The sequence below is a fragment of the Lactobacillus sp. M0390 genome (assembly GCF_016102085.1).
GTDB classification, from domain to species: Bacteria; Bacillota; Bacilli; order Lactobacillales; family Lactobacillaceae; genus Lactobacillus; species Lactobacillus apis.
On record NZ_JACFPH010000002.1, the window covers coordinates 271903 to 295359 of the forward strand.

Consider the following 23457-nt stretch of genomic DNA (forward strand, 5'->3'; position numbering starts at 1 on the left):
TTTATGCGCGTTTCCATTCAAAATCAATCATTTTTACTCAAAATCATTCACTTTTATGCAAAAACAAGCAGCCTATTCTTAACTCCTAACCTTAAAGACAACAAAAAAAGCTGTACGCTATTAGCATCACAGCTTTCTTTTCACTATTTACGTAATTCTTTTTGCGCAGACGGCAAAATAAATGAGCAAACAAACCCAATAATTGCAAAAATTAACATCATGATAAAGCCTAAGCGATAGCCATTATCCAACCTTATTGCTTCGCTTACACCGCTGCTAGTTGCTCCTAATGTTATAACTAGCATCGCCAAAGCAGTCCCAAGTGAACCACCTATTTGTCTAATGGTTGATGAAACAGCATTCGCATGAGCTGTCATATTTGTATCCACTTGATTAATTCCAGCAGTAAAAGTAGTCATCATGGTAAAAGAAATACCAATCATTCTTAGCGCATAGCATAAACTAATTAAAACTAGACTTGTTTTAGTGTTGAAAATCAGCATTGGTAGAGTACCTAACAGCAACATCCCAAAGCCAAACAAAGACAGTTTTTTAATGCCAAATTTATCATATAAAGTACCTGAAATCGGATTGCAGATAATCATTATTAAGGCTCCAGGCATCATTACTAAGCCAGAAGTTAATGCAGTTTCCGCACGCGTTGTTTGTAAATACAATGGCAAAACCAGCTCTATTCCTACCATTGAAATGTTACTAATTGTGCTAAGCAATGTACACAGATCAAAGCCTGAATTTTTCAAGACTCTGATATCTAATAAAGGTTTAGACATCTTCAACTGGCGACGACAAAATAGCCAAATAATTACAATACCAATAATAAAAATCAAAGTTAAAGTTACGGTGATTTTACCAGTATTACCTATTTCTGACAGTGCATACAAGATCAACCCAAATCCTACAATTGATTCCAGAAAAGAAACCACATCGACTGAGCTTAAATGAGCAACAGTGATATTTTGAATTGTAAAAAAGGCAAGTACACATACTAAAGCACTGGCAAAGCTTAAAATTATAAATAGCATTTGCCATTCTGCGTATTTCAAAATCAAGCCTGAAATGGTTGGTCCAACGGCCGGTCCAAAACCAATTACCAATCCAGTGATTCCCATTGCCATTCCACGCTTTTCTGGTGGAAACAGAATTAAAATGACATTTTGAATAAATGGCATCAGTCCTCCCGCGGCAATGGCTTCAATAATGCGCCCTAATAGCAAAGTTTCAAAATTTGGCGCAAACAGACAAACTAACGAGCCAGCAAAAAAGATTGCCATCATAGTTAAAAAATTGTTTTTGAGACTAAATGACTCAAAAATCCAAGCCGAAATCGGAATCATTAACCCAACTACCAATAAATATGCCGTGGTTAACCATTGAGCTGTTGCCTGTCCCACGTTAAACGACTTCATGATTGACGGTAATGCATTATTTAAAAAAGTTTCAGCCAATAATGAAACAAAGGCACCGAACAGCAGTACAGCCATCATCAGCGCTCTTTTTTTACCAGAAATTTCTTTCACTTCTTTTTCCATTTTTTCTCCCTTTTACAATATGTAGCAAGCTACATTTAATAGAAATAAAGCATGACTTTACTTAAAACCTTCAATTATTTGATCGAGAAAAGCTTCAAACTGCTCAACTTCAACGGCTGATGAACCTTGTGTGATTTGTTCATTAGTGTTATCAAGAATTGCATGAATTTTGTTAATGTTCTTATCAACAAGAGCAAAGCCCTTGTCAGATAATTGCAAAACTATTTGACGTTGGTCAGTTTCAAGGCGGGTTGTATAAATCAAACCATTCTCTTCCAAGCGTCGCACAATTCCTCTGATTGTTGGATGACTTAGCACAAACATATCTGCTATCTCTTTTTGTGTCACCGTTCTATCTTTGGCATCATACAGAAAAACCATTAACGATATCTGTGCACCAGTTAAAGAATAGTCCTTGAACATTTCTCCAAACTGATTATTTAGTTGTTTTTCAATTAATGTATTCGCAGCTTTGATTTTAGGACCAATTCGGTTTAAATATACGTTCATGATTTCCCTCACTTCATTTGTGTAGTATACTACACAAAATTATTTTTGCAATTGAAGATAGGAATTTTACGTATCACTGTAAGTGATTTCAGAATAATTTTCATATTTTCATTTGTGCTACAATGAAAACATTGTAATTTAGCATTTAGAAAGGTTATGCATTTAGTAATGGACGAAAATAGCACAAGTCAAGAAGAGCATCATATATCTGGCCATCATCATATGAGAATTCACTGGAAAGAATTCTTTAAAAGTCCAGATGATACTTTAATAAAGGATACAACGCTAGTGGAAAAGGGTTCGCTAGTTGGACGAATTGGACTGATGCTACTGGAATGTGGAACAGGAGCATGGCGCGTGCGCGATTCAATGAACACGATCTCACGGGCACTGGACATCACCTGTTCTGCCGACATTGGACTGCTGACTATTAGCTACACCTGCTTTGACGTTGATAACAAGTCATATTCCCAAACCCTATCTTTGCCTTCTACTGGCGTCAACATGAACAAACTCAATAAATTAGAAGATTTCGTACGCCGCTTTGAAACAGAAAACGAATATTGGACAATTGGGGGCGTTCATCATGAACTTAATCAAATTGAACGTCATACGCAAACCTACCCTATTGCTATTTCTGCTTTAAGTGCAGGCATCGCTTGTGCTAGTTTTATTTTTCTACTCGGCGGCGGACTGCCAGAAATGATTTGTACTTTCTTTGGTGCAGTTATTGGTAATTACTTACGTGAATACATGGGAAAAAAGAAAATAACTTTAGTTGCTAAAATTGCAGCTGGAGTTGCAGTTTCGTGTGCTGTTTACTTCCTATGTTTTAAACTGGGACAGTTATGCTTCGGCTGGAGTTACAGCCATGCTTATGGCTATATCGGGGCTATGCTCTATGTTATTCCCGGTTTTCCATTTATTACTTCAGGACTTGATATGTCAAAACTAGACATGCGGTCTGGGCTTGAGCGATTAGCCTACGCCATTTTGACTATTTTGATTGCAACTATGGTAGGTTGGGGCATGGCAACAGCCTTAAGTTTAAAGCCTGGCTCTATTCCTGAATTGCAACTTAATCCACTTGCACTAACCATTTTTAGACTAATCGCTAGCTTCTGCGGTGTTTATGGCTTCTCAATCATGTTTAATGCCAAGCCGTCGATGGCAGCAGTTGCAGCAATTATCGGCGCATTTTCTAACACTTTACGTCTAAATTTAGTTGAGTTTAATCATTTACCAGCTGCCTTAGCAGCCTTTATTGGTGCACTGATTGCCGGCTTAATCGCTAGCTTCGTCCGTGATAAAGTTGGGTTCCCGCGAATCGCCATTACCGTTCCGGCAATTGTTATCATGGTTCCAGGGCTCTACATGTATCGAGCAGTTTTCAACTTTGGTGTAACTAATATTAATATCGGAGCATATTGGATCATGAATGCTCTAATGATTATTAATGCTTTGCCAATTGGATTATTAACTGCCCGAATCCTAACTGATCCAAAATGGCGTCATGCGGATTAGTATTTAAAACCTGAAATTTTGTAAAACCAGCTGATAAGAGCTGGTTTTTTCTTTTCTTCTTTTTAATCAAAAGCGTACTTTATAAAAATAAATCAACAAAATAGTTCGGATAAATTATATTTATGAGCTCATTTTTATGTTAAAATTTAAATACATTATATATAAAGTGAACATTATTTTCAGGAGGAATAAAATGAGTTCAACTGTGACGCCAGAATTTACTCGCGGTTTGCCTAAGGCAGAATTGCACTTGCATATTGAAGGTACACTAGAACCAGAACTAAAGTTAAAGCTGGCTAAACGCAACAATGTTGATATTGGACAAGAAACTATTGAAGACGTCCAAAAAACATATGATTACCATGATTTAGCATCGTTTTTAGCTGTTTACTATCCAGCTATGAATGTTTTACAAACCGAAGAAGATTTTTATGACTTAGCTTGGGCATATTTGACCAAGGCCGCGGCTAACAACGTTCGCCACGTTGAAATATTTTTCGATCCTCAAGCTCATACCAGCCGTGGTATTCCTTTTGAGACGGTTATCAATGGCTTATATCAAGCAACGATTGACGCCCGTGCGTTAAACGTTGATGCTCACTTAATCATGTGCTTTTTACGTGATTTTTCTAAAGAATCTGCACGCCTTGCCTTGCAAGAAGGTTTGAAATATCGCGGTAAGATTATCGGGGTTGGGCTTGACTCAGATGAACATAATAATCCACCACTAAAATTTGCACGTCAATTTGAAGATGCTGCTGCAGCAGGACTTCACTTGACTACTCACTGTGATATTGACCAAAAAGATTCCATTGAGCACATTCGACAAGCACTAGAAATTATGGAAGTTGAGCGTCTTGACCACGGAACAAACATTGTTGAAGATCCTGATTTAGTCGAATTAGTCGCTAAAAGGCAAATTGGTTTGACCTCATGCCCTCTATCAAATGGTTTTGTTTCTCCAGAAATGAAGGGCGAAGAAATAATTTCTCTTTTAAAAGCAGGAGTTAAAATATCAATTAATTCGGACGATCCTGCCTACTTCAAAGGCTACATCAGTGATAATTATTATGCACTTGCACAAAAGTATCAATTATCGCAAGAACAAGTTGTTCAATTAGCCAAAAACTCTTTTGAATCTTCTTGGATTAGCCAAAAGCAAAAAGAACTCTACTTAGCAGAAATTGATTCCTATGTTGCTAAGTTTAGTAAATAAAAATCAGAACCAATAAAAAACAACTTCCATTTTTTGGAAGTTGTTTTTTTTGGAGAGAATATAGAATTAAAACTAACTTATGTTTACGCCTTATCTGCAATTGCTTTAACTGCATTTCTACCAGAGAAAATACAGTATCCAGCATGTGTTCCTGGAACGTTAACACCGTATGTATCGCCATAGAGAACTGCGGAACCATCACTACCAATTGCATATAGTCCTTCAATTGGTCTGCCTTTAGTATCTAGAACTTCATTATCTGTGTTAACTCTTAAGCCGTCACCAGTTGTGTAGGCTCCAACACCTAATTCAATTGCATAAAATGGACCATTGCCATCAACAGGTAATAGATATTTAGCAGGTTTATGGAAATCCGTGTCTTCACCGTTTGCTGCCATTTCATTGTAATGTTTTACATATGAAACCAGATTTGGCGTATCGATTTCTTCAGCTAGTTCTTCAAGTGTATTAGCTTTGTGTAAGTACTCACGACCATCTTTTTCAGCCTGCTCTATATCATCACGCAAGGTTGGATAGCGATCTTCTGGTACAAATGGCTTCATTGACCTTGGATAGGACTTATCGGTAAAATCGTCCAGAATTTTTTGGCTGAAGACGCAGAAGACACGCTCTTGACGGTTCATTGCGTTACCTTCGTTAGCCCAGTTAACTACTGCAGCACTTTCATCAACAAAACGTTCACCTAATTCATTAACCCACATTTGTGGTTGATCACAAACTGAGCTCCAAATTGCTGTGCCCCATAACTTAAATGATGGAACTGTGCGATCTTTTAGCTGGCCACCAAACATCATTGACATCCCTGTAAAGAATTGCTTAGCACCAAGTTGCCAAGCCAATTTCAAGCCATCACCTGTGCTCTTGCCTGAATTTACTGGAATAACATTATCAGGGTTTTGATGTGGTGTTTGTTCCATTAACCCTAAATTGTTCAAGTAGCCACCAGTTGCTAACACAACATTTTTAGCTTTAACAACAGTATCGGTATTATCTTCAACATTAGTCAAAGTCACTTCAAAGGAACCACTCTTAGTTTTTTGAAGATCAGTAACTCTAGTTAATGTCTTGATTTCGACACCGTTTTCTTTGGCATATGGCTCTAAACCATTATGAATTGCATCATGACCTTTGCCCTCAAACAAATGCCATGTTTTAGCGCCATCACCAAGTCCGGCAACCATCGCAATTTTGGCACCATGGTCTTCAAGCCAGGAAACATTAGTACCAGCTTGATCAATGTACTTTTGCCACATTTTGCCGTCAGCCTTGTAGTGCGAATAGGTTAACTCTTCTTTTAAAAGTTCTTCTTTATCAAGTACAGAGTTGTCCTTTTGTTGCAAAGCCGAATCGGCAGCAAAAACACCTTCAACATAGTTACCAGTACCACCGGTTGTCTTGCCTTTTTCAACTAACAGCGTTTTTAAGCCTTGTTCACCCGCTTCAGCAGCTGCTGCAAAGCCTGCCAGTCCAGCACCAGCAATTATTACATCATATTTTTCTTCAGCCATCACTATTCTCCTTTTTGGCTAATAATTACTTACCAGCTTTTGCTGTCTCAGCAGCATCAATTCCTGCCAGTCGGCCAGAAATGTAAGCAAATCCCAAGGTGCCGCCTTCGAAATCTACGTAAGCTTTACCATACATTCCAGACGCATCAGCACCAGCAACATACAAGTTCGGTACGGGTTCACCATCTGGAGCAAGTGCATGCATTTTTTCGTCAATTGTTGCACCACCGAGTGTACCTAAGTTACGGGCAATAAATTTAACGGCATAAAATGGACCTTGTTCTACTGGAATCATGCGCTTAGTATCAGAGAAGAACAGATCATCCTCGCCCTTCTTTTTAGCGTTATTATACTGATCTACTGCATCTTGCAAGTTTTTTTCGTTAACTCCCATTCTTTTGGCCAATTCTTTAATAGTCTTTCCAATAAAGACCACATTGGTTGAAGACAATTTATCCAAAAGTGTCGTAAAATCAACTTTTTCATGCTCACGCTTGATTGCTTCGTCAGTGTCAGTAGGGAAATTGAATTCCATATAGAATTCACGGTGATCTTTCCATTTGCCATAGTGATCTTCGATTGCTACTGTTCCGCCTTCTTTGATCTTATCAAGCATTGCTTGATCCAAAACAACGAATTCGGTTTGTTGTGGTTGCTCTGACAATTCAGCTCCGTGAACTGCAAAGTCGAGTGCATGAGTTTCACTGGCATAACGTTGGCCACGATTGTTAACACGTAAGTTAGGGAAATCAGCTAAAGCATTGATTGGCATCCAATTAGGACCAACAATTTTAGCCATTTCACCAATATCTTCATCACTAAAAGTTTGCCAGAAGTAATGCGTAGAACCATTAATATGGTGGGCAGTTCCGGCATCCCATGCCATGTTTAAGCCATCACCAGTATTTTGTAAAACCTGGCCTTGTGTACTTACATCGCCCAAGTACTCCTTACGCATTTTTGTATTACCACCAAAGCCACCAGTAGCAATGATTACCTTCTTAGCATTAACATGTAAAACTTGATCATCGCCTTGTGCGACAACACCAGTAACATTGCCATTCTCGTCTTGCAATAGTCTCTGACCGGCAAAACCAAAGTACATTTGGCCGCCTAAAGACTTAAACTTTTCGATTAATTTAGTGACAGCTTTTGTACCGCCCTCTTGGTAACCATGCAATGTAGCAGGCATGCCGATATGGTCATAGCTACCGCCCGTTCCGGCATCTACTAACTTCATGATTGCGCCATTTTCGTTTAACCAATCAACTGTCTTACCAGATTCATCAATAATGCGACGAACTAAAATTGAGTTCATATAACCTTGAGAAGCGTCCATGTATTCGTCATAGAGCCACTTCTTAGACACAACCGCATTCTTTTCTTTCTGTTGTTGACTATCACCAGCAAACATACCACCAGCAAAAGTACTTGCACCAAGAGGTGAAATCGTCTTTTCAATTAAAGCCACACTTGCACCATGTTGACGTGCAGCAAGAGCTGCAGCAACACCAGCACCGCCTGCTCCAACAACTGCTACATCAACATCCACTGTTTTTTTACCAGATGCGTTAGAATGCGAGCTATTCTCTTTTAAAGCAGCAAAATCAACTTGTGCTTTGCCTAAAGCTTCTTTTACACCTTCGATAATTCCACGTGAAGTTTCAGAAGCGCCTGAAACAACGTCAACATCAACTGATTGATGGTCAACAATTTTTTGCGCCATTTTCTTAAAGGCATTATCTGCCAAGCTATCAGGTGCATATTTATCTAATGGTTTTACATTAACTATTTTGTCAGAGCCAACTTCAACCTCAAGGTTAATTTCGCTCTCTTTGCCTTGACCCGAACCTGTATATTTACCAGGTATCTTTGTAATTTCCTTTGTCATAAGAATTATTCCTTTCTAAGCCATAACCTTTAATGTAATCTATTCGTGCTCACGAGCAGCATTTGGATCCGGTAAAATTGCTAGCACGATTACTTGAATCATGAAAACAACACCTTGAATAATAAAAGTTAACGCATAATTTGCACCGGCAATTGCTGAAATAATAACCGGAACTCCATATGAAAGAAGTAATGAAACAGTACCTACTAAACCGCCGGCACTACCAGCATTTTTAGGTCCAATTTCAGGGAATGTGATAGGCATTGCTTGCATGATAGGTCCGGTCATGGCACCAAACACACCACCGAGTATCAAAGCAATTGTTAGTGGCATTCCTAAAGGAATGTACCAAGTAACTGCCATTAATAAACCTCCTAAGATTGTAATAAGAATCATTAATGGTTTTGCCTTTTTAGCTTTATTAATAATTGCAGGTCCAAATAATGAACCACATAAGCTACCGATTGTAGCTACAGCCGCAACTGCACCAGCTTGAGCAGGACTCATACCTCTAGCGGCAAAAGCCTGTGGCATAATGCTTGAAAAGGCCTCACTAGAACCCATTCCGAAGCCAACAGCCAAAGCAACATACCAAGTTTTCTTACTGTGAGCAGCAGCTTTAAAGAATTCGAGTGAAGACTCAGCCTTTCCATCTTCCACTTGTGGTTGAGGAATTTCTTCTCCTTCTGGAGTATCTTTTACAAAAATCATCCAACAAACTGCTAAAACTAATAAAACAGTAGATGAAAAAGTATATGCTATTTGAACGCTTGGGAACATTGAGCTGGTAGCTTGGGAAAGCATGATACCAACACTGGCTGAGGCAAAGAAAACACCCATAGCAGTATTAGTATCTTGTTTGAACCAAGTACCGAAAATCTTTAAAGTGTTCGCGTTTAACAGTGCCATGTAAACACCAAATAATAGCAACATAATCATTAATGTAACGAAGTTGGTCGCAATTAAACGGCCATATGCGCCTATTACTGAAATAACTAATCCAATCGAAACAATCTTTTTTGCACCAAATTTATCTGCAAGTGATCCTGCAGGAATACTCAAGAAAACCGCAATTAACATTGGTGCCATTACTAAACTCTGCAGTTGTGCTGGTGAAATATGCAAAGCTGGCATAATTTGAACGGCTAAAGCAGAAATTTGAAATTGAATGTAACTGCTTGTTGCATCAAGCAAAGCAGCAATTGCCAAAATTACCCACCGATAACTCGAAAGCTTCGGTAATTGTTTTTCTTCCATGATACTTTAACTCCTTTTTGATAAAAACTAATTTTCAGCTGCATTTTGACCAGCTAGTCTGCCGAAAGTCTGAGCGTGACTGCAAGTAAGGCCAGGAACCCGGTCAGGATAACTACCCCAGAAGAAACCACCACTTGCATTACCAGCTGCATAAAGATGTGGAATTGGTTTGCCTTTTTTATCGATAACTTCCATCTTGGTATTGATGCGTAATCCATCAAGTGTTGCGAGAAGGCGACCGCCCATAATGACACCGTAATATGGTGCCTTATCAACTGGGAATAATCTGAACTTTTCTTTACCAAAGTCTGTATCTTCGCCTTGCTCACACATTTCGTTATAGCGTTTAACAGTTGCAACCAAGTTTTCTTTTGGTAATTCCAGTTTTTCAGCTAATTCCTCAATTGTGTCGGCTTTCTGAATCATGCCATCATCAATTCTGCGCTTAATTTCTTCTTTGTTTTCCTCAGTATTGTAAATACCAGGCCAACCCAAACGTGAACAGCCCTGGGTATCAAATTGAGCCAAATGATCCATTGTGTCTTCTGACCAAATTTGTGCTTCCAAGTAACCAGGCTGCTTAGCCATTGCATTAACATCAAATTGATAAGGAACACTTTCGTTGCCAAAACGTTCACCATTAAGGTTTACTTTCAGTAACGGATAGGCGCCCATCCAGAAGTATCCTGGATCTTTAAAGTCGATTTGATAGTGTTCTTCTGCATTAGTGCCAACTGGTACAGCACCACGATCAAAAATAATTTCAGCTGGTTCTTCATCACGAGCAGCTCCCACTTTAAGACCAGCAAGAATACCTGAACCATCATCACGAGGTCCATCTGAATAAACATTTTTCTTGTAGCCAAGTGGATCCCACTTTTTCATTAATTCGACGTTTCCACCATAACCACCTGTACAGATAATGACTCCTTTATTGGCATGGTATTCAGTTTTTTCACCACTAGAACGATCACTTGTAATGACGCCGGTAACAGCACCACTACCATCCGTTACTAATTCTTCAAGCTTAGTATTATATTTAAGCGTTACTCCGAGCTCTTTAATCTTATCAATCATCCAATCACCATAATGAGCCCAACCATTATCAGGGGTTGCGATTGCCAATTCGGTGTTAAACGCGGTGTTAACAATCGTTTCATAATGAGCGTCAGATTGCGGTCTTAAGATTCCACCATTAGGCTTTAAAATGTTATCTTCCAGCCAGTTAGCTGTTTCATCCGTGTGATTAGCCCAAGTCCATAACAAACGTTCATCAACATTATCTTGGAAAAACAAGGTTAAGAAGTTCATCAGTTTAGCTTTATCAACTTTAATGCCGGCTCTTCTTTGTGCATTACTATCTAGTGCTGCAAAGAATGAGCGGTAGAGAAATTGGGAACTCCCTTGTTTATCAATTAACAGGACTTTAGCACCCTTTTCGGCTGCTGCACATGCTGCCATTCCCCCGGCATTGCTTGCTCCTGCAATAATAACGTCATAAGTATTGTCCATTTTTTATCCCTCACTTTTAAAGCAATTCTTCTAACCGCTTTCATCATACTGCTAATCAAGTGAATCTCTGCACCATCTTTAGAATTGAAGATTACTAAATGGAATGCTCAACTATTTTAGAATTTAGTTGTCATCAAAAAAGCACTTATATTTCAACGTTTTAAGATTAAATACAAGTGCTATTTAAAATTTATATATTTGTGAGTTACTTATTTATATTTACTTGTGAATACTCTTTAACTGCATTCTCCAGTGTCTTTAATACTTCTTCCAAAACTGATTTATTCGAAAAAGAGTCCATATACGCAATTCCATAAGGAGAAATATCGTGATAATCAATCGGAACATAAGTAATGCCCTCAGACTGTGAATCAGCAATAAAATTAGGCAAAATACCATAACCCCAGCCCCCACGCACATAGATATCCATTGCGAGAAAGTCTTGGACAAATTTAATATGCTCCATTCCCAAACTATTAATTAGGGTAGTTTGAAAGTTCATTTGAACATTCAATGAGCTGTTAGGATCTAGCAGAAAAATATTTTTGTCTTTTAAATCAGCCATTGTAACTAACTTCTTTTGGGCAAGTTCAGAATCTTGCGGGCATGCAATAACCACTTTTCCCGTAATCAGTGGCTCAAATAAAACGTCATCAACAATATCAACGTCGTCGCGCGCAATCGCACAAATATCAACGTGATGGTTTAATAATTCGCCAATCGAATTATTAAGAACAAAGACAAATTGGACATTAATATTGCTGCCCGATTCACGAAGCTTGCGCAAAAAAATTGGTAAAATTTTTTGCTCTAAGGGTGTGTCGCAAACCCCAATTCGTAGCAACGTTTCTGGATCATTTTTCTTATTTTGCAAATACGCTACCGTATAATCCATGTCATCAACAACATTGCGTGCAACACGGTAAAAGTACTTACCGGCATTGGTCAGTGAAATACGGTGGTGTGCACGATTAATTAATGTCACACCAATTGTGTCCTCAAGATCCTTGATATTTTTTGAGACCGCAGATTGAGAAAAATTGAGTCGCTCTGCAGCAATTGTAAAGCTTGAATTATCCACTGCTTTAATAAAACAGCGCAATTGAGTAAAGTTCATTTTCCTGTCCATTCAATTAATATAAGTTATTGGATTGGTATTAAAGTAATTGTACAGAAAAAGACCATCCTAACAAATGGCCTTTTCATTTTTGAATTATTTATCGATTTTACTTAATGCGTCATTAACCGCATCTTTTAGTCCGCGACTTGTGCTTGAAGCACCAGAAACTGCATCAACATCAACTTTATTTTGCTTAACCATTTCTTCAGGTAATGTCTTGACTGCCTTTAAGCCGTAGTCTTCGGATTCTGCTTGCTTTAGAACTTCAATCTTCTTCAAGTTCTTGTCTTTGTCCGCAGTAACACGAACGACGATTTCGCCGCCCATACCACCGTTTGTTCTACCAATATATTGATCTTTACCGGTTTCAAAAGTTTCATGGTTAAGGTCAGAAGTTAAGTGAACATCATGACTAGAAGCACCAGTTGCTGCATCAACAGTAACATCGTCTTTAGCCTTAGCAGCATTTTCACCAGCAATCTTACCCCAAATCAAGCACTCAGCAATGTTGTTACCACCTTGATATTGGTTTGCACAAATACCACCAAATTCACCAGCTGAATATAGATGTGGAATTGGTTGACCCTTAGTATCCAAAATTTCAGCTTGAGCATTTCTTCTTGCACCACCTTGGGTGTTAAGCATTGTCTGCTCCATTTGAATAGCATAAATTGGGCCATCAGCAAACACACGCATAGTCTTTGGATCACGACGGAACTCAGGATCATCACCAGTTTGAGCAGCTTTGTTGAAGCGTTCCAATGAATCTTTCAAAATAGCAGGATCTACCTTAATCTTATCTGCTAGTTCTTCTACAGAGTCGGCCTTAACTACATTTTCCTTGTATACTGGATAACTACCAATAATTGGGTCTGCATCCAATTCTGCCTTTTTAGCTTCATCAAAAATTAAGTATGGGTGTTCCTGATTAATTGGCACTTTCCATTGACCGTGATTCTTAATGTGACCATGACGGTTTTCTTCAGCTTCATCGAAGTATCTTGTACCATCATCACCAATAACAAATGAACTACCATGAGCAACAGCAATATTTTGTGCACCAAGCATCAAACGACCACGTTCACCCTTTGGTACTGCAAAAGCCATTCCGTGAAGTAAGCCAAGTGATTCAAAGTTGTGCATGTGCCAGAAGTCTGCACCAACTTGTTCAGCCATCTTAATACCGTCACCTTTGTTATAAAGAGTACCCAAAGGTGCTAATCTCTTGGCGCCAAGATAATCTTCAACCATGGTTTGGTTATTTTCAAAACCACCGGTTGTCATTACCACACCATTTTTAGCTTGAACCTTAAGCAGTTTACCTTCGCGTTCAATTAAAACCCCTTCAATCTTACGAGTCTCAGGGTCTTGAATCAATTCCTTAGCAGGTGTGCTGTACATAACATCAATATTGTCCTTACGTTCAACTACTTTTGCTCTTAGGATTTTCCATAAAGCTGCGTCAAACCAAGATTCGCGAACAGTTGTGAAATCATAGGATTCTGATCCTTCAAATTCAGGAAATTCTTCGTAGGCATGATGCAAACGTTCAGGTGCGTATTGCTTTGCACTGCATGGCTTTACACCTAAATATTTTGTGACGTAGTTTGGTGTGTTAACCATCCCTTTAACGTAAGTATCAATCATCTCTTCATCAAGTGACATTGGTGCAGTCAAGTTCTTGTAGTACTTCTTTAACTCATCAAAATCATTACCAGTTCCGATTAATTGGGCTGAATAACGTGTGTTGCCTCCTTCATGACCTTCTGGTGCTGCATCAACAAGCAGTACTTTTGAGCCACTATCAGCTGCAAAACGAGCAGCAGTTGCACCAGCACCACCAAAGCCTAGTACAACAACATCGTAATTAGCATCCCATTTAGTATCTTTTTGATAAATCATGATTCTATCCTTCTTCTTTTTTGTAATCACTTTCATTAATAAGTTAATTTTATCACTAATATTACTTTTGGAATGATTAATTTTAAAAATTGTCCTAATTATTTAAACAAAAAGCACTTTTGTCATTTGTTCCGTAAATCACATAGACTCTTTTTAATGAGCTTAAATCAGAAATTTTGTCATAAATTGTATTTATATTTTTCAATTTATAACTATGCAAAAAAGAAGGAAGTTACCTTCCTTCTTTTTACCAAGATATTTTTATATTCATCTAAGCGAAACTCAATGTTAGTTATTGAGATATTTCTTTAATTCCTCACCCTTAAGTCCGGCGCTAAGACCAACTAGCAGTTTGATTCTAGCTTTTGGTCCGGTTAATCCACGACAGAAAATGATGCCCATTTTAGCAAGATTAACGCCGCCGCCCTCGTAGTCGTAAACTGGTTCAGCAATACCATTAAAGCAGCGTGATACTAAAACTAGCGGGATATTGTGGTCAATTAAAGATTGCAGTTCAGGCAAAGTCTCTGGTGGCATGTTTCCGGCACCCAAAGCTTCAATCACAATGCCGTTAGTTTCCGGCTTGTTTAATGCGTGAAGTAGCTCAGTGCCCATTCCAGCGTACGCTTTAACCAAATAAACATTTGAGACAACATGATCAATTGGTTCATGCGCTTGTGGCTTAATTGTTTGAACGTAATTAACATGCCCTTCAGAAACAATTCCAATTGGACCAAAAGTTGGTGTCCGGAAGGTTGCAACATTGGTGGTGTGGGTTTTGGTCACATAGCGAGCTGAATGAATCTCATCGTTCATTACCACTACTACACCTTTACCCACTGATTCAGGTGAACTTGCAACTGTAATTGCAGTTCTAAAGTTATATAAACCGTCGCTGCCCACTTCATTGGACGAGCGCATTGCACCAGTTACCACAACTGGCATTTTACTTGAAATGGTTAAGTCTAAAAAGATTGCTGTTTCTTCAAGCGTATCGGTACCATGGGTAACAACTGCACCAAAAAAGCCTTCTGCTTCGGCACGACGAATTCGTAAAGAAAGTTCAAGCATTCTTTGGGGAGTCATATGCGGTGACGGTACATTAAAAATTTCTTCCGTTACTAATTCAACTTCGCCTTTATTCTCTAGCTGAATGGCAGTAAGTGGATTTTGGTCATTCGGTTTAATATTACCATCTGCATCTTCAGACATTGAAATAGTCCCACCAGTATGCAAAATCAGAATTTTCTTTGTCATATTCGTCTCTCCTAGCTATAAGCGGTTAAGCCAATTCTAACATTTATACGGCCAGGATTGAAATGATTAAAACGGAATTTTTACGCCCTAATTAGAGACTCTTTTTTCTAATTATTCGCCGTAGACTTCTTTGGCCAAATCAAAGGCAGTCCATGCATTGGGCCAGCCACAATAAAAGGCTAGATGAGTAATTAATTCCACCATTTCTTCTTTAGTCACGCCATTAGTTTTTGCAATAGCCATGTGCGATTTTAATTGTGGATATGCCCCTTTTGCCATCAAAGCAGCACAAGTAATCAGGCTGCGATCACGTGCTGGCAACTGCTTTTCACGAGACCAAACTTCACCAAATAAAACATCATCATTTAATTCTGCAAATTTAGGAGCAAATTTGCCTAAATTATCATGGCCTGCTGTTTGCTTTTTCATAATTGGTTCTCCAATCCTTGATAATATTCATCTGTCACGGGTTCTAGCCACTCTGGCGTTCCCGCTGTAATTGCAAGGTGCGCAAACCAACTATCTTTAGTAGCACCGTGCCAATGCTTGACCCCATCGTGAACTACCACTACATCCCCAGGATGTAATTTCTGTGCTGGCTTATTCTCTTCTTGATACCAGCCCTCACCCGCAGTTGCAATTAAAATCTGGAAACCATTGTTGTGCTTATGCCAATTGTTACGGCATCCCGGCTCAAAACTAACATTTGAAACACCAACATTTAATGCAGGATCTGCAACTAAATTCTCTAAGTAACTTTGACCAATGAAATATTTTTGATATGCTTCATTCTTTTCGCCTAAAGAAAACAAACCTTTTTTGACGCTTTCTTCATTATTTGTCATTCTTGGTCTCTCCAATCTGTTTTAGATAAGCTGCAAAAGTTTCATTATCGGCAATGCGATGATCTTGCTTTGCCTGGTACCAGTCGATTTTTTGCCCAAGCACTTTCATATTGCTCTTCAGCTCTAGCAATTTTTCCTCAGCACTAGTTTGAACTTCTTTTAATAAAGCTAGTCGCTGTGGAATAGTTGCATCCCCTTGGGCACGCAGCAGGATGTACTCTTTTAATTGCGGAATTGTCATTCCAGTACCTTTTAGATGTAAAACAAACTCAAGCCAGCTGAGGTCATCATCTGTATAGTAACGTTGCCCAGCTTTATCTCTTTTGGGAACAAGTAATTCTTCTTGCTCGTAGTAGCGTAAAGTAGATGGTGTCAAATGCGTCAATTCACTGAATTGACCAATACGATAATGTTCTTTTGCAGTCATCATTACTCCTAATTAACCTATTATTTTTAACAACTTTACGATATTCCTTCAAGTGCACTTTAAGTCAAGTGCTTTTTAATTTTTACGTTTTATTTTTTATTTTAAAACTTTTATCTTTTACGTTTTATTTTTAAATTTTTATTTTTTGACTTTTAATGGGTATTTTTGCTTGCTAAAATTTTGACCGACTTGTAAAATGACCGTTGGTCATTATTAAAAAGGAGGCAATTATGCACGTCTTAACTCCTGAAGAAAAGCAAGCCAAAAAGCAGCTAATTGCAGCAGCTGCGAGCAAGCTTTTTCAAGAACATGATTTTAACGAAATCTCAATGGCACAAATTGCCAATGAATCTGGCGTAGCCAAAGGTACATTATTTAACTACTTTAAAACCAAAGAAAATATTTTTATGTACCTTCTTTTATCCGGCTACCAAAACTATTTAAAAGAGGTCTTATTCGACTGGCAAAATGGTCCCCAAATTACTACTTGGGACCAACTTATTGCTTTTTTATTAAAGCAAAATCACTATTTAATTCACGAAAAGGCTGATTTACTGCGGCTTAATGCACTGCGCGCACCCATCTTGGAAGCAGCTGCTGACCGTGAACAGACGCTTGCCGGAAGAGCTGCTCTCTACCAAATCAGTCAAGAACTTGGTCAGGCAATTGCAAATAGTATTACAGAATTATCGGCTAAAAAAGCTAGCCATATTTTTGTAATTCAAAGTGCAATTATTAGCGGCTTAATGAATATGATGAATCTTGATGAATTTCATCATGACCAACTGCCGGTGGATTTTAAAGAATTTCAAATTGATTTAGAAACAGAAGCAAACCAACTGCTCGAGTTTTATCTACAAGGATTGCAAAAAGAATTGGAGAGATAATTGAAAATGAAAACTGCAAATATCCGTAATTTTGCCATTATTGCTCACATTGATCACGGTAAATCTACTCTTGCCGATCGAATAATGGAGCAAACTGAAACAGTGAGCGAGCGCGAACTTAGTGCCCAATTATTAGACAGCATGGAAGTTGAGCAAGCGCATGGTGTAACTGTCAAATCGCGTTCTGTGCGTAACTTTTATCATGGCGATGATGGTCAGGAATATGAATATAATTTGATTGATACACCTGGACACGTTGATTTTTCTTACGAAGTTTCAAAAAGTCTTGCCGCCAGTGACGGTGCGATTTTGCTTGTAGACGCCACTCAAGGTGTTCAAGCGCAAACAATCGCAAACCTGCGACTAGCAGTGAAGCATCACCTAACCATTATTCCGGTTATCAACAAAATTGATAGTTTATCCGCAGACGTTGCAGCAACTGAAAAGCAAATTCGCGCACTCCGTCCTGAATTTGAGGATTGCGCTATTTTGAAAATTTCTGCTAAAACAGGTAAAAATGTGCATGACGTTCTGGAAGCAATTTATCAAAAAATTCCTGCTCCAACTGGCGACCCCAAGGCTCCGCTCAAGGCACTCGTTTTTGACTCCCAATACGACCCATATCAAGGAATCATAGCTGAAGTAAGAATGATTGATGGTCAACTAACCAACCAGCAGAAATTGAAATTGATGAGTCAAGGTGAAACCTTTAATGCTCAAGCCGTTGGGATTTTTACACCTAATATGAAGCCCGTTGAAAAACTCAAAACTGGCGAAGTTGGGTACTTAGTTACCGGTCTAAAGGACGTGGCTGCTGTTCAAGTAGGTGAAACCCTAACTGATGCAGCTAATCCAACAGCACAAGCTTTTCCTAACTTTAAGCCAGCACAGTCAATGGTTTACGCTGGACTTTACCCTAAAGGCGATACCAGCTATGAAGCACTGAAGCAGGCCATCAGCAAGCTTGCACTTAATGATTCAGCTTTTCACTACACACCTGAGCAATCAGAAGCACTTGATGCAGGTTTCCGGTGTGGCTTTCTCGGAATTTTCCACTTACAAATTATTCAAGAACGTTTGCGTGACGAGTACCACGTTGAGGTGCTAACGACCGCCCCAAACGCTACTTACCACGTTTACTTAAAGTCACCAGATCCAAAGCAAGAATACCTGATAATCACTAATCCAGCTAAATTCCCTGACTTCTCAGAAATTGACTACGTGACTGAGTCTTATGTTAAAGCAGTAATCACCACGCCAGAAAGTTATCTTGGAGCCGTAATGAAGCTTTGCGACCAACATTTTGGTGAAATGGTTGACCTCGATAACCAACAAGATTTAGTCACATTAACCTATAAGCTACCTGTTTCGGAAATTGCCTATAACTTTTTCAACAGCTTAAAGTCAATTACACATGGTTACGCAACACTAGATACAGAATTTCTTGATTATGAACTTGTTGATGTGGTCAAAATTCAAATTCAGATTAACTACGCAGCCGTTGATGCACTCGACATCATTGTGCCACGCCAAAATGCGGATAAAATTGCACATAAACTGGTTGAAAAACTAAAATACACGGTGCCACGTCGTCTCTACCCGATGCCAGTTCAAGCAATGGTCGAAAACAAATCAATTGCTCGTGTGGACGTTCCTCCACTACGTAAAAATGCAGCTGTTAACGGTGAAAAGCGGAGCATTTCTAAAAAGCAACAACTATTGCGTCGGCAAAGTTTAAACAAGCGTCAAGCAGTCAAAAGTGATATTAAATTGCCTCAAAGTGTTTTCGATGCTGTCTTAAACCTTAATGAAGATGACTAAAAACTAACGAATAACCAGTAAAAAGTAAAAGAGCCCCTAATATTTAGACCTATAGTCTATTTATTAGAGGCTCTTTTTATAGCTGCATTTTTAGTAGAACTGATAATTAGTCTATCCAATTTATAGCTTCTTTTTTTATTGCTTTCCTTATTACTTTTTTTCGAAATAACTCTTTTAAGGAGCAATCAAACTCTTTTGCTTTTTTGTATTCTTCTTCGTTTACTTCATCTCTCGATTTATTTTTAGTCGAAACAGGACAGACTAAATGATGTGGATCAAGTAAAAAAACAATTAACCAATACTCTTCTTTTTCACTATTAATATTTTTCACATCGTATAAGGAAAAAGCTCTAAATTTTCCTTTACCTACCCCATCACTAACTTGAGTATACTCATTAGTTATATAAGATTCATATATAGCATATTTTTCAAGATCAATATTAAAGTCAATACAAGAACTAAATATCTCTTTGATTCTCTCTCCATTTTTCAAAGATAAGTTAATTAATTTCATCTTATTATTAACTATATCTGAATTACAAAAAAGATTTTCAAAGTTTATCCCTATCGAATCATTGTAATTTTCCATTGAGCCATAAATATAATTTGTAAAATAAAGATTTTCTATTTTTTTGCTATTTAAGCAGCAATGCAAAAAGGCTACTTTTGCTTTTATAGATTCAGCATTTAACGGAAATTCACTTTTTTTGACTGTTGAAGAAAAATCTAATCCATCAAACTGGGAATCATTTTTTATTTTGGAATTATCTGCTAAAAAGCTTAGACCATTGAGCTTTTTAGCTGCTTGGGACTTCTTATCTCCACTAAAAAGGCTCAAATTATTAACGAACTTATCTGAGCCTTTATACTTTTCCATTTTTACTCACCTATATAATTGATATAGTCCTGTTTTATTTGTTCACTATCAATCTTGCAGTGTTGTTTACCCTCATCATATGCATCTTTCCATGCTTTGTCTTTATGAGATCTCTGAACCAAACCAAAATCATTTACTTCATTAATTTGATCAACTAAATTATTAATAAATAATAAAACTTCTTTTTTTTCTGATTCACCAGTAGAAATTTTATCTTTGATCTCTTTTGAATTAAGTTCTTTGATTTCGTCGCCTTTATAAGCCGCATACACTTTATTTATTACTGGGCCATATCTCCATGCCTCAAAGTCAGGCTCAAATAGCTCTGGAGGATAAACACCGTCCTGAAGGTCAAATTCATTTTTATCATCAGAATCGTACTGAATATTTCCATATGTAGCTGAATAGAAAGCCCATAAAAAGTAAAGTGTTTTCTGAATTTTCAGTGGAGTTGGATTATCTAATCTATGCTCTAAATACCCAGCTAAATCTATTACACTATCAAAAACAAATTTTGACGTTTTTTCACTAGTAGTTTTAGCCATATGTACACACCTTCCCCTTAAGTTAAGACCAAGAAATCTAGATTTCTTGGTCTTAACTATAGCACTTTTTTGGTCTAAATCTAATATGATTTGCAGAAATTTATACAAAACTTATATATTGTCTAAATACAAAAAAACCACTTCGAAAATAATTTCGAAATGGCTTTTTAGTTCAAAGTTAAATTAGTCGTCTAACTTTTCTTTGTTAGTAACGTTTAATTTTTCATCGAATGTGTAAACTACTGGTTCACCAGTCTTCATTTCTAAGTTCATGATGTCTTCATCAGAAATGTTTTCAATGTACTTAGTTAAAGCACGAAGTGAGTTACCGTGAGCAGCGATGATAACGTTCTTACCAGCCAATAGGTCTGGTGCAATGTGATCTTCCCAGAATGGCATTACTCGTTCAAGACAAACCTTTAAGTTTTCAGTCCGAGGAATGATGTGTGGGTCAAGATCTGCATAACGACGGTCATGTACTTGACTAAACTCTGAATCATCTTCAAGCTTTGGTGGCAAAACATCGTATGAACGACGCCAAATGTGAACTTGTTCGTCACCATATTTTTCAGCAGTTGCTTCTTTGTTTAAGCCTTGTAAACCACCATAGTGACGTTCGTTAAGTCTCCATGATTTAGTTTCAGGAACCCAAAGTTGACCACTTTCTTCTAAAGCGAAGTGCAAAGTCTTGATTGCACGAGTCAAAACTGAGGTATAAGCTTGGTCAAATTTGAGGCCGTGCTCCTTAATTAACTTACCCGCATTCTTTGCTTCTTCTACACCTTTTTCTGACAAGTTAACATCAACCCAACCAGTGAACTTGTTTTCAAGGTTCCATTCACTTTGGCCGTGACGAATTAAAACTAATTTCGACATGAAAAAATATCTCCTTTGCAAATTAAAAGCTTCACTTACTATTTTACACATTTAAATTTTGTTTTCATAGGGTTTAGGGCTAAAAATCGTTTTTTAAATTTTTGATTTACGATACAATAGAGATATTAATGAATATAAGGAAAGAGAATATCTAACCAAGATGAAATTCAAAAAAGTATTGTTAAGTATAGGCGTTGTCGTTGCACTAATTTCTAGTGGTTGCTCTAAACAAAAAAAGCAAGCCGATCCAATTTTAACTAAAACGCAAGTCATTCAAAAATCACAGAAGTCCTTCAAGAGTGGTGAAGCAAAGCAAATTGTCAATTTGAAAACTGACACTTCTAGTCAAGTCGTTGCTTCCAACTATTCATTCGGTGGTGACCCAACCGTCTTCCACGTTAACTACCAAACAGAAGCTAAGGGTAAAACTCATAACATGGATGAATGGATTAGCAACACCGGTAATCTTTACATCAATGGTCAAAGCACATGGTATAAAACTGAAATTGAAAAAATGTCTGGTCACTCATATGCCGACGTTTTAGATGCAGTTTTAAACAACGAAATGTTAATGAATCCACCTAAGGGTTTAACTGATGCTTATAAGATGAAGCGTTCTGGTAAAACCTACACGTTAACAGCAAAAATCACTGATAAAAAGATCATGAAAGCTGCAGTTGCACCAATCTTTACAACTAATACCCAAAGTCCGCAGCAGCAAAAAATCTATCAGAAGTTAGCTAAAGTAGGCAAATTTGAAGACATGACCGTGAAGCTGGTAGTAAAAGGCACTAAGTTATCCACTTTCAGTTACACCGTTAACCTCAAAATTGGGAAGATGATGAAAATGAGTGCAGGGCAAAGTTATAGTAACTTTGGTCGCCACGACTTCCTGAAGGTTCCTAACAATGCGCTAGATGGTAAGCCTCTACCAAAAGAAAATAAGAAAAAGTAATTTAAATTTATAAAAAAGAGCACTATTTCTTGAAGAAATAGTGTTTTTTTATCGAAAAGAATAGACTAGACCAATTAATTACTGTAAAATCATGATTAAATTAAGATTAAACAAGGAGAAAAATTATGAAAACTAAAAAGGTTATTTCTAGTATATTATTAACCTTCACCTTCCTAGCAGGTGGGCTAAGTCAAACACACAGCGTTTCGGCTGCTCTTGATAAAGAACAAGCAGTATCAATTGTTAAAAAAGGTTCACCAGAAACCCAAAGTGCAGGTTTAGATGCTACTTTTGATGTAAAAGTTAACAAGGAAAAGCCAATTATATTCAAGATAAATAGTGAATTAAAAATTAATCCTGCCCTAGCTCATGTAACACTACAGACTAGCTACGGCAAAAAGACGAGTAAAACTGAGGAAATGTGGACTTCAGAAGAAACTAATCGTCTTTATAGCAAAAATAAGGGTAAATGGGAATACACGACCTTACCAAAGCCTTCGAAAAAGAAGCCTAAAGGTGCAGAGGCTCAATTATTTAATCTCTTGAGCGATCCTAAGACATATACCAAAACCAGTGATTTGTTTATTAAAGCTCTAGATGATAATAGTGAATTGTCTGGACCAGATCAAGATGGCGTGTACACCCTAACTGTTAATGTAAGTGCACCTAAAATGAAAAAGCTATTCCTGGAGTTTTACAAAAAAGCTAAATTTAGTAAGAAAGAAATTAAGGAGTTCAAGAAAAGTGTCAAGTTTACCAACATTCAATTTGCCTACACAATTAAAGATGAAAAACTTGTTGGCTATACTGGCAATGTTACCTTAAAATTGGCAAAATTAATGAAATTTAGTGAGACCATATCCACAAATCACTTTGATGGGTATAATGATCTTAAACTACCCGATGAGGTTATAAATGCCAAAAAGGCAAAATCAAAGTAGATTTAATGGAGGATA

The 23457-nt window shown here is 37.7% G+C and carries 21 protein-coding genes; 6 read left to right on the forward strand and 15 right to left on the reverse strand.

The window, feature by feature from the left end; translation table 11 throughout:
• Positions 1-143 precede the first annotated feature (143 nt).
• Positions 144-1550 carry an MDR family MFS transporter gene (locus H3R25_RS05355; RefSeq protein ID WP_198194505.1) on the reverse strand — a complete coding sequence of 469 codons (1407 nt, stop codon included), beginning with the start codon at positions 1548-1550 and terminating at the stop codon, positions 144-146.
• Between the two features lie 57 nt (positions 1551-1607).
• Entirely contained in the window at positions 1608-2060 is a 453-nt protein-coding gene (locus tag H3R25_RS05360; protein WP_122036093.1) for a MarR family winged helix-turn-helix transcriptional regulator, read from the reverse strand.
• Between the two features lie 168 nt (positions 2061-2228).
• Between H3R25_RS05360 and H3R25_RS05365 the strand changes: the two genes are divergently transcribed.
• Positions 2229-3584 carry a threonine/serine exporter ThrE family protein gene (locus H3R25_RS05365; RefSeq protein WP_232354564.1) on the forward strand — a complete coding sequence of 452 codons (1356 nt, stop codon included), beginning with the start codon at positions 2229-2231 and terminating at the stop codon, positions 3582-3584.
• 193 nt (positions 3585-3777) lie between these two features.
• Positions 3778-4800, forward strand: a complete 1023-nt coding sequence (gene add, locus H3R25_RS05370) for an adenosine deaminase (RefSeq protein ID WP_198194507.1) — start codon at positions 3778-3780, stop codon at positions 4798-4800.
• A gap of 83 nt (positions 4801-4883) precedes the next feature.
• Here the strand turns inward: add and H3R25_RS05375 are convergent, their stop codons facing one another.
• The 10 genes from H3R25_RS05375 to H3R25_RS05420 form a co-directional block, all read right to left on the reverse strand.
• Entirely contained in the window at positions 4884-6329 is a 1446-nt protein-coding gene (locus H3R25_RS05375; RefSeq protein ID WP_198194508.1) for an FAD-dependent oxidoreductase, read from the reverse strand.
• Between the two features lie 25 nt (positions 6330-6354).
• Positions 6355-8220, reverse strand: coding sequence for an FAD-dependent oxidoreductase (locus tag H3R25_RS05380; RefSeq protein ID WP_198194509.1), 1866 nt, complete (start codon positions 8218-8220; stop codon positions 6355-6357).
• A 39-nt stretch (positions 8221-8259) separates the two neighbouring features.
• Positions 8260-9477, reverse strand: coding sequence for a nitrate/nitrite transporter (locus tag H3R25_RS05385; protein ID WP_198194510.1), 1218 nt, complete (start codon positions 9475-9477; stop codon positions 8260-8262).
• A gap of 27 nt (positions 9478-9504) precedes the next feature.
• Entirely contained in the window at positions 9505-10989 is a 1485-nt protein-coding gene (locus H3R25_RS05390; protein ID WP_198194511.1) for an FAD-dependent oxidoreductase, read from the reverse strand.
• A 205-nt stretch (positions 10990-11194) separates the two neighbouring features.
• Positions 11195-12118, reverse strand: a complete 924-nt coding sequence (locus H3R25_RS05395) for a LysR family transcriptional regulator (RefSeq protein ID WP_232354565.1) — start codon at positions 12116-12118, stop codon at positions 11195-11197.
• Positions 12119-12202: 84 nt separating this feature from the next.
• Positions 12203-14047: an FAD-binding protein gene (locus H3R25_RS05400; RefSeq protein WP_232349831.1), complete on the reverse strand. Its 1845-nt coding sequence runs from the start codon at positions 14045-14047 to the stop codon at positions 12203-12205.
• Positions 14048-14299: 252 nt separating this feature from the next.
• Positions 14300-15268, reverse strand: coding sequence for an asparaginase (locus H3R25_RS05405; RefSeq protein ID WP_187158313.1), 969 nt, complete (start codon positions 15266-15268; stop codon positions 14300-14302).
• A 111-nt stretch (positions 15269-15379) separates the two neighbouring features.
• A complete protein-coding gene (locus tag H3R25_RS05410) occupies positions 15380-15700 on the reverse strand; it encodes a carboxymuconolactone decarboxylase family protein (RefSeq protein ID WP_198183411.1) in 321 nt (106 codons plus the stop codon).
• A complete protein-coding gene (locus tag H3R25_RS05415; RefSeq protein WP_198194513.1) occupies positions 15694-16113 on the reverse strand; it encodes a cupin domain-containing protein in 420 nt (139 codons plus the stop codon). Before H3R25_RS05415 ends, H3R25_RS05410 begins: the two co-directional genes overlap by 7 nt.
• Positions 16103-16540: a MerR family transcriptional regulator gene (locus H3R25_RS05420; protein ID WP_198194514.1), complete on the reverse strand. Its 438-nt coding sequence runs from the start codon at positions 16538-16540 to the stop codon at positions 16103-16105. Before H3R25_RS05420 ends, H3R25_RS05415 begins: the two co-directional genes overlap by 11 nt.
• Before the next feature lie 230 nt (positions 16541-16770).
• Here H3R25_RS05420 and H3R25_RS05425 point away from each other — a divergent pair, with 230 nt between their 5' ends.
• Positions 16771-17427, forward strand: a complete 657-nt coding sequence (locus H3R25_RS05425) for a TetR/AcrR family transcriptional regulator (protein ID WP_198194515.1) — start codon at positions 16771-16773, stop codon at positions 17425-17427.
• Between the two features lie 6 nt (positions 17428-17433).
• Positions 17434-19248: a translation elongation factor 4 gene (gene lepA, locus H3R25_RS05430; protein WP_198194516.1), complete on the forward strand. Its 1815-nt coding sequence runs from the start codon at positions 17434-17436 to the stop codon at positions 19246-19248.
• 106 nt (positions 19249-19354) lie between these two features.
• On the opposite strand, the gene H3R25_RS05435 is transcribed toward lepA, so the two are convergent.
• The 3 genes from H3R25_RS05435 to H3R25_RS05445 form a co-directional block, all read right to left on the reverse strand.
• The gene (locus H3R25_RS05435) at positions 19355-20125 is read right to left on the reverse strand and encodes a hypothetical protein (RefSeq protein WP_198194517.1); all 771 of its coding nucleotides are present in this window, start codon (positions 20123-20125) and stop codon (positions 19355-19357) included.
• Between the two features lie 2 nt (positions 20126-20127).
• Entirely contained in the window at positions 20128-20670 is a 543-nt protein-coding gene (locus tag H3R25_RS05440; RefSeq protein WP_198194518.1) for a Panacea domain-containing protein, read from the reverse strand.
• Between the two features lie 183 nt (positions 20671-20853).
• Entirely contained in the window at positions 20854-21546 is a 693-nt protein-coding gene (locus H3R25_RS05445; RefSeq protein WP_074425900.1) for a 2,3-diphosphoglycerate-dependent phosphoglycerate mutase, read from the reverse strand.
• 160 nt (positions 21547-21706) lie between these two features.
• On the opposite strand from H3R25_RS05445, the gene H3R25_RS05450 reads away from it, so the two are divergent.
• Together H3R25_RS05450 and H3R25_RS05455 are read left to right on the forward strand one after the other, a co-directional pair.
• Entirely contained in the window at positions 21707-22501 is a 795-nt protein-coding gene (locus tag H3R25_RS05450; RefSeq protein ID WP_198194519.1) for a DUF6612 family protein, read from the forward strand.
• A 125-nt stretch (positions 22502-22626) separates the two neighbouring features.
• On the forward strand, positions 22627-23442 hold the full coding sequence (locus H3R25_RS05455; protein WP_198194520.1) for a hypothetical protein: 816 nt from the start codon (positions 22627-22629) through the stop codon (positions 23440-23442).
• Positions 23443-23457 lie beyond the last annotated feature (15 nt).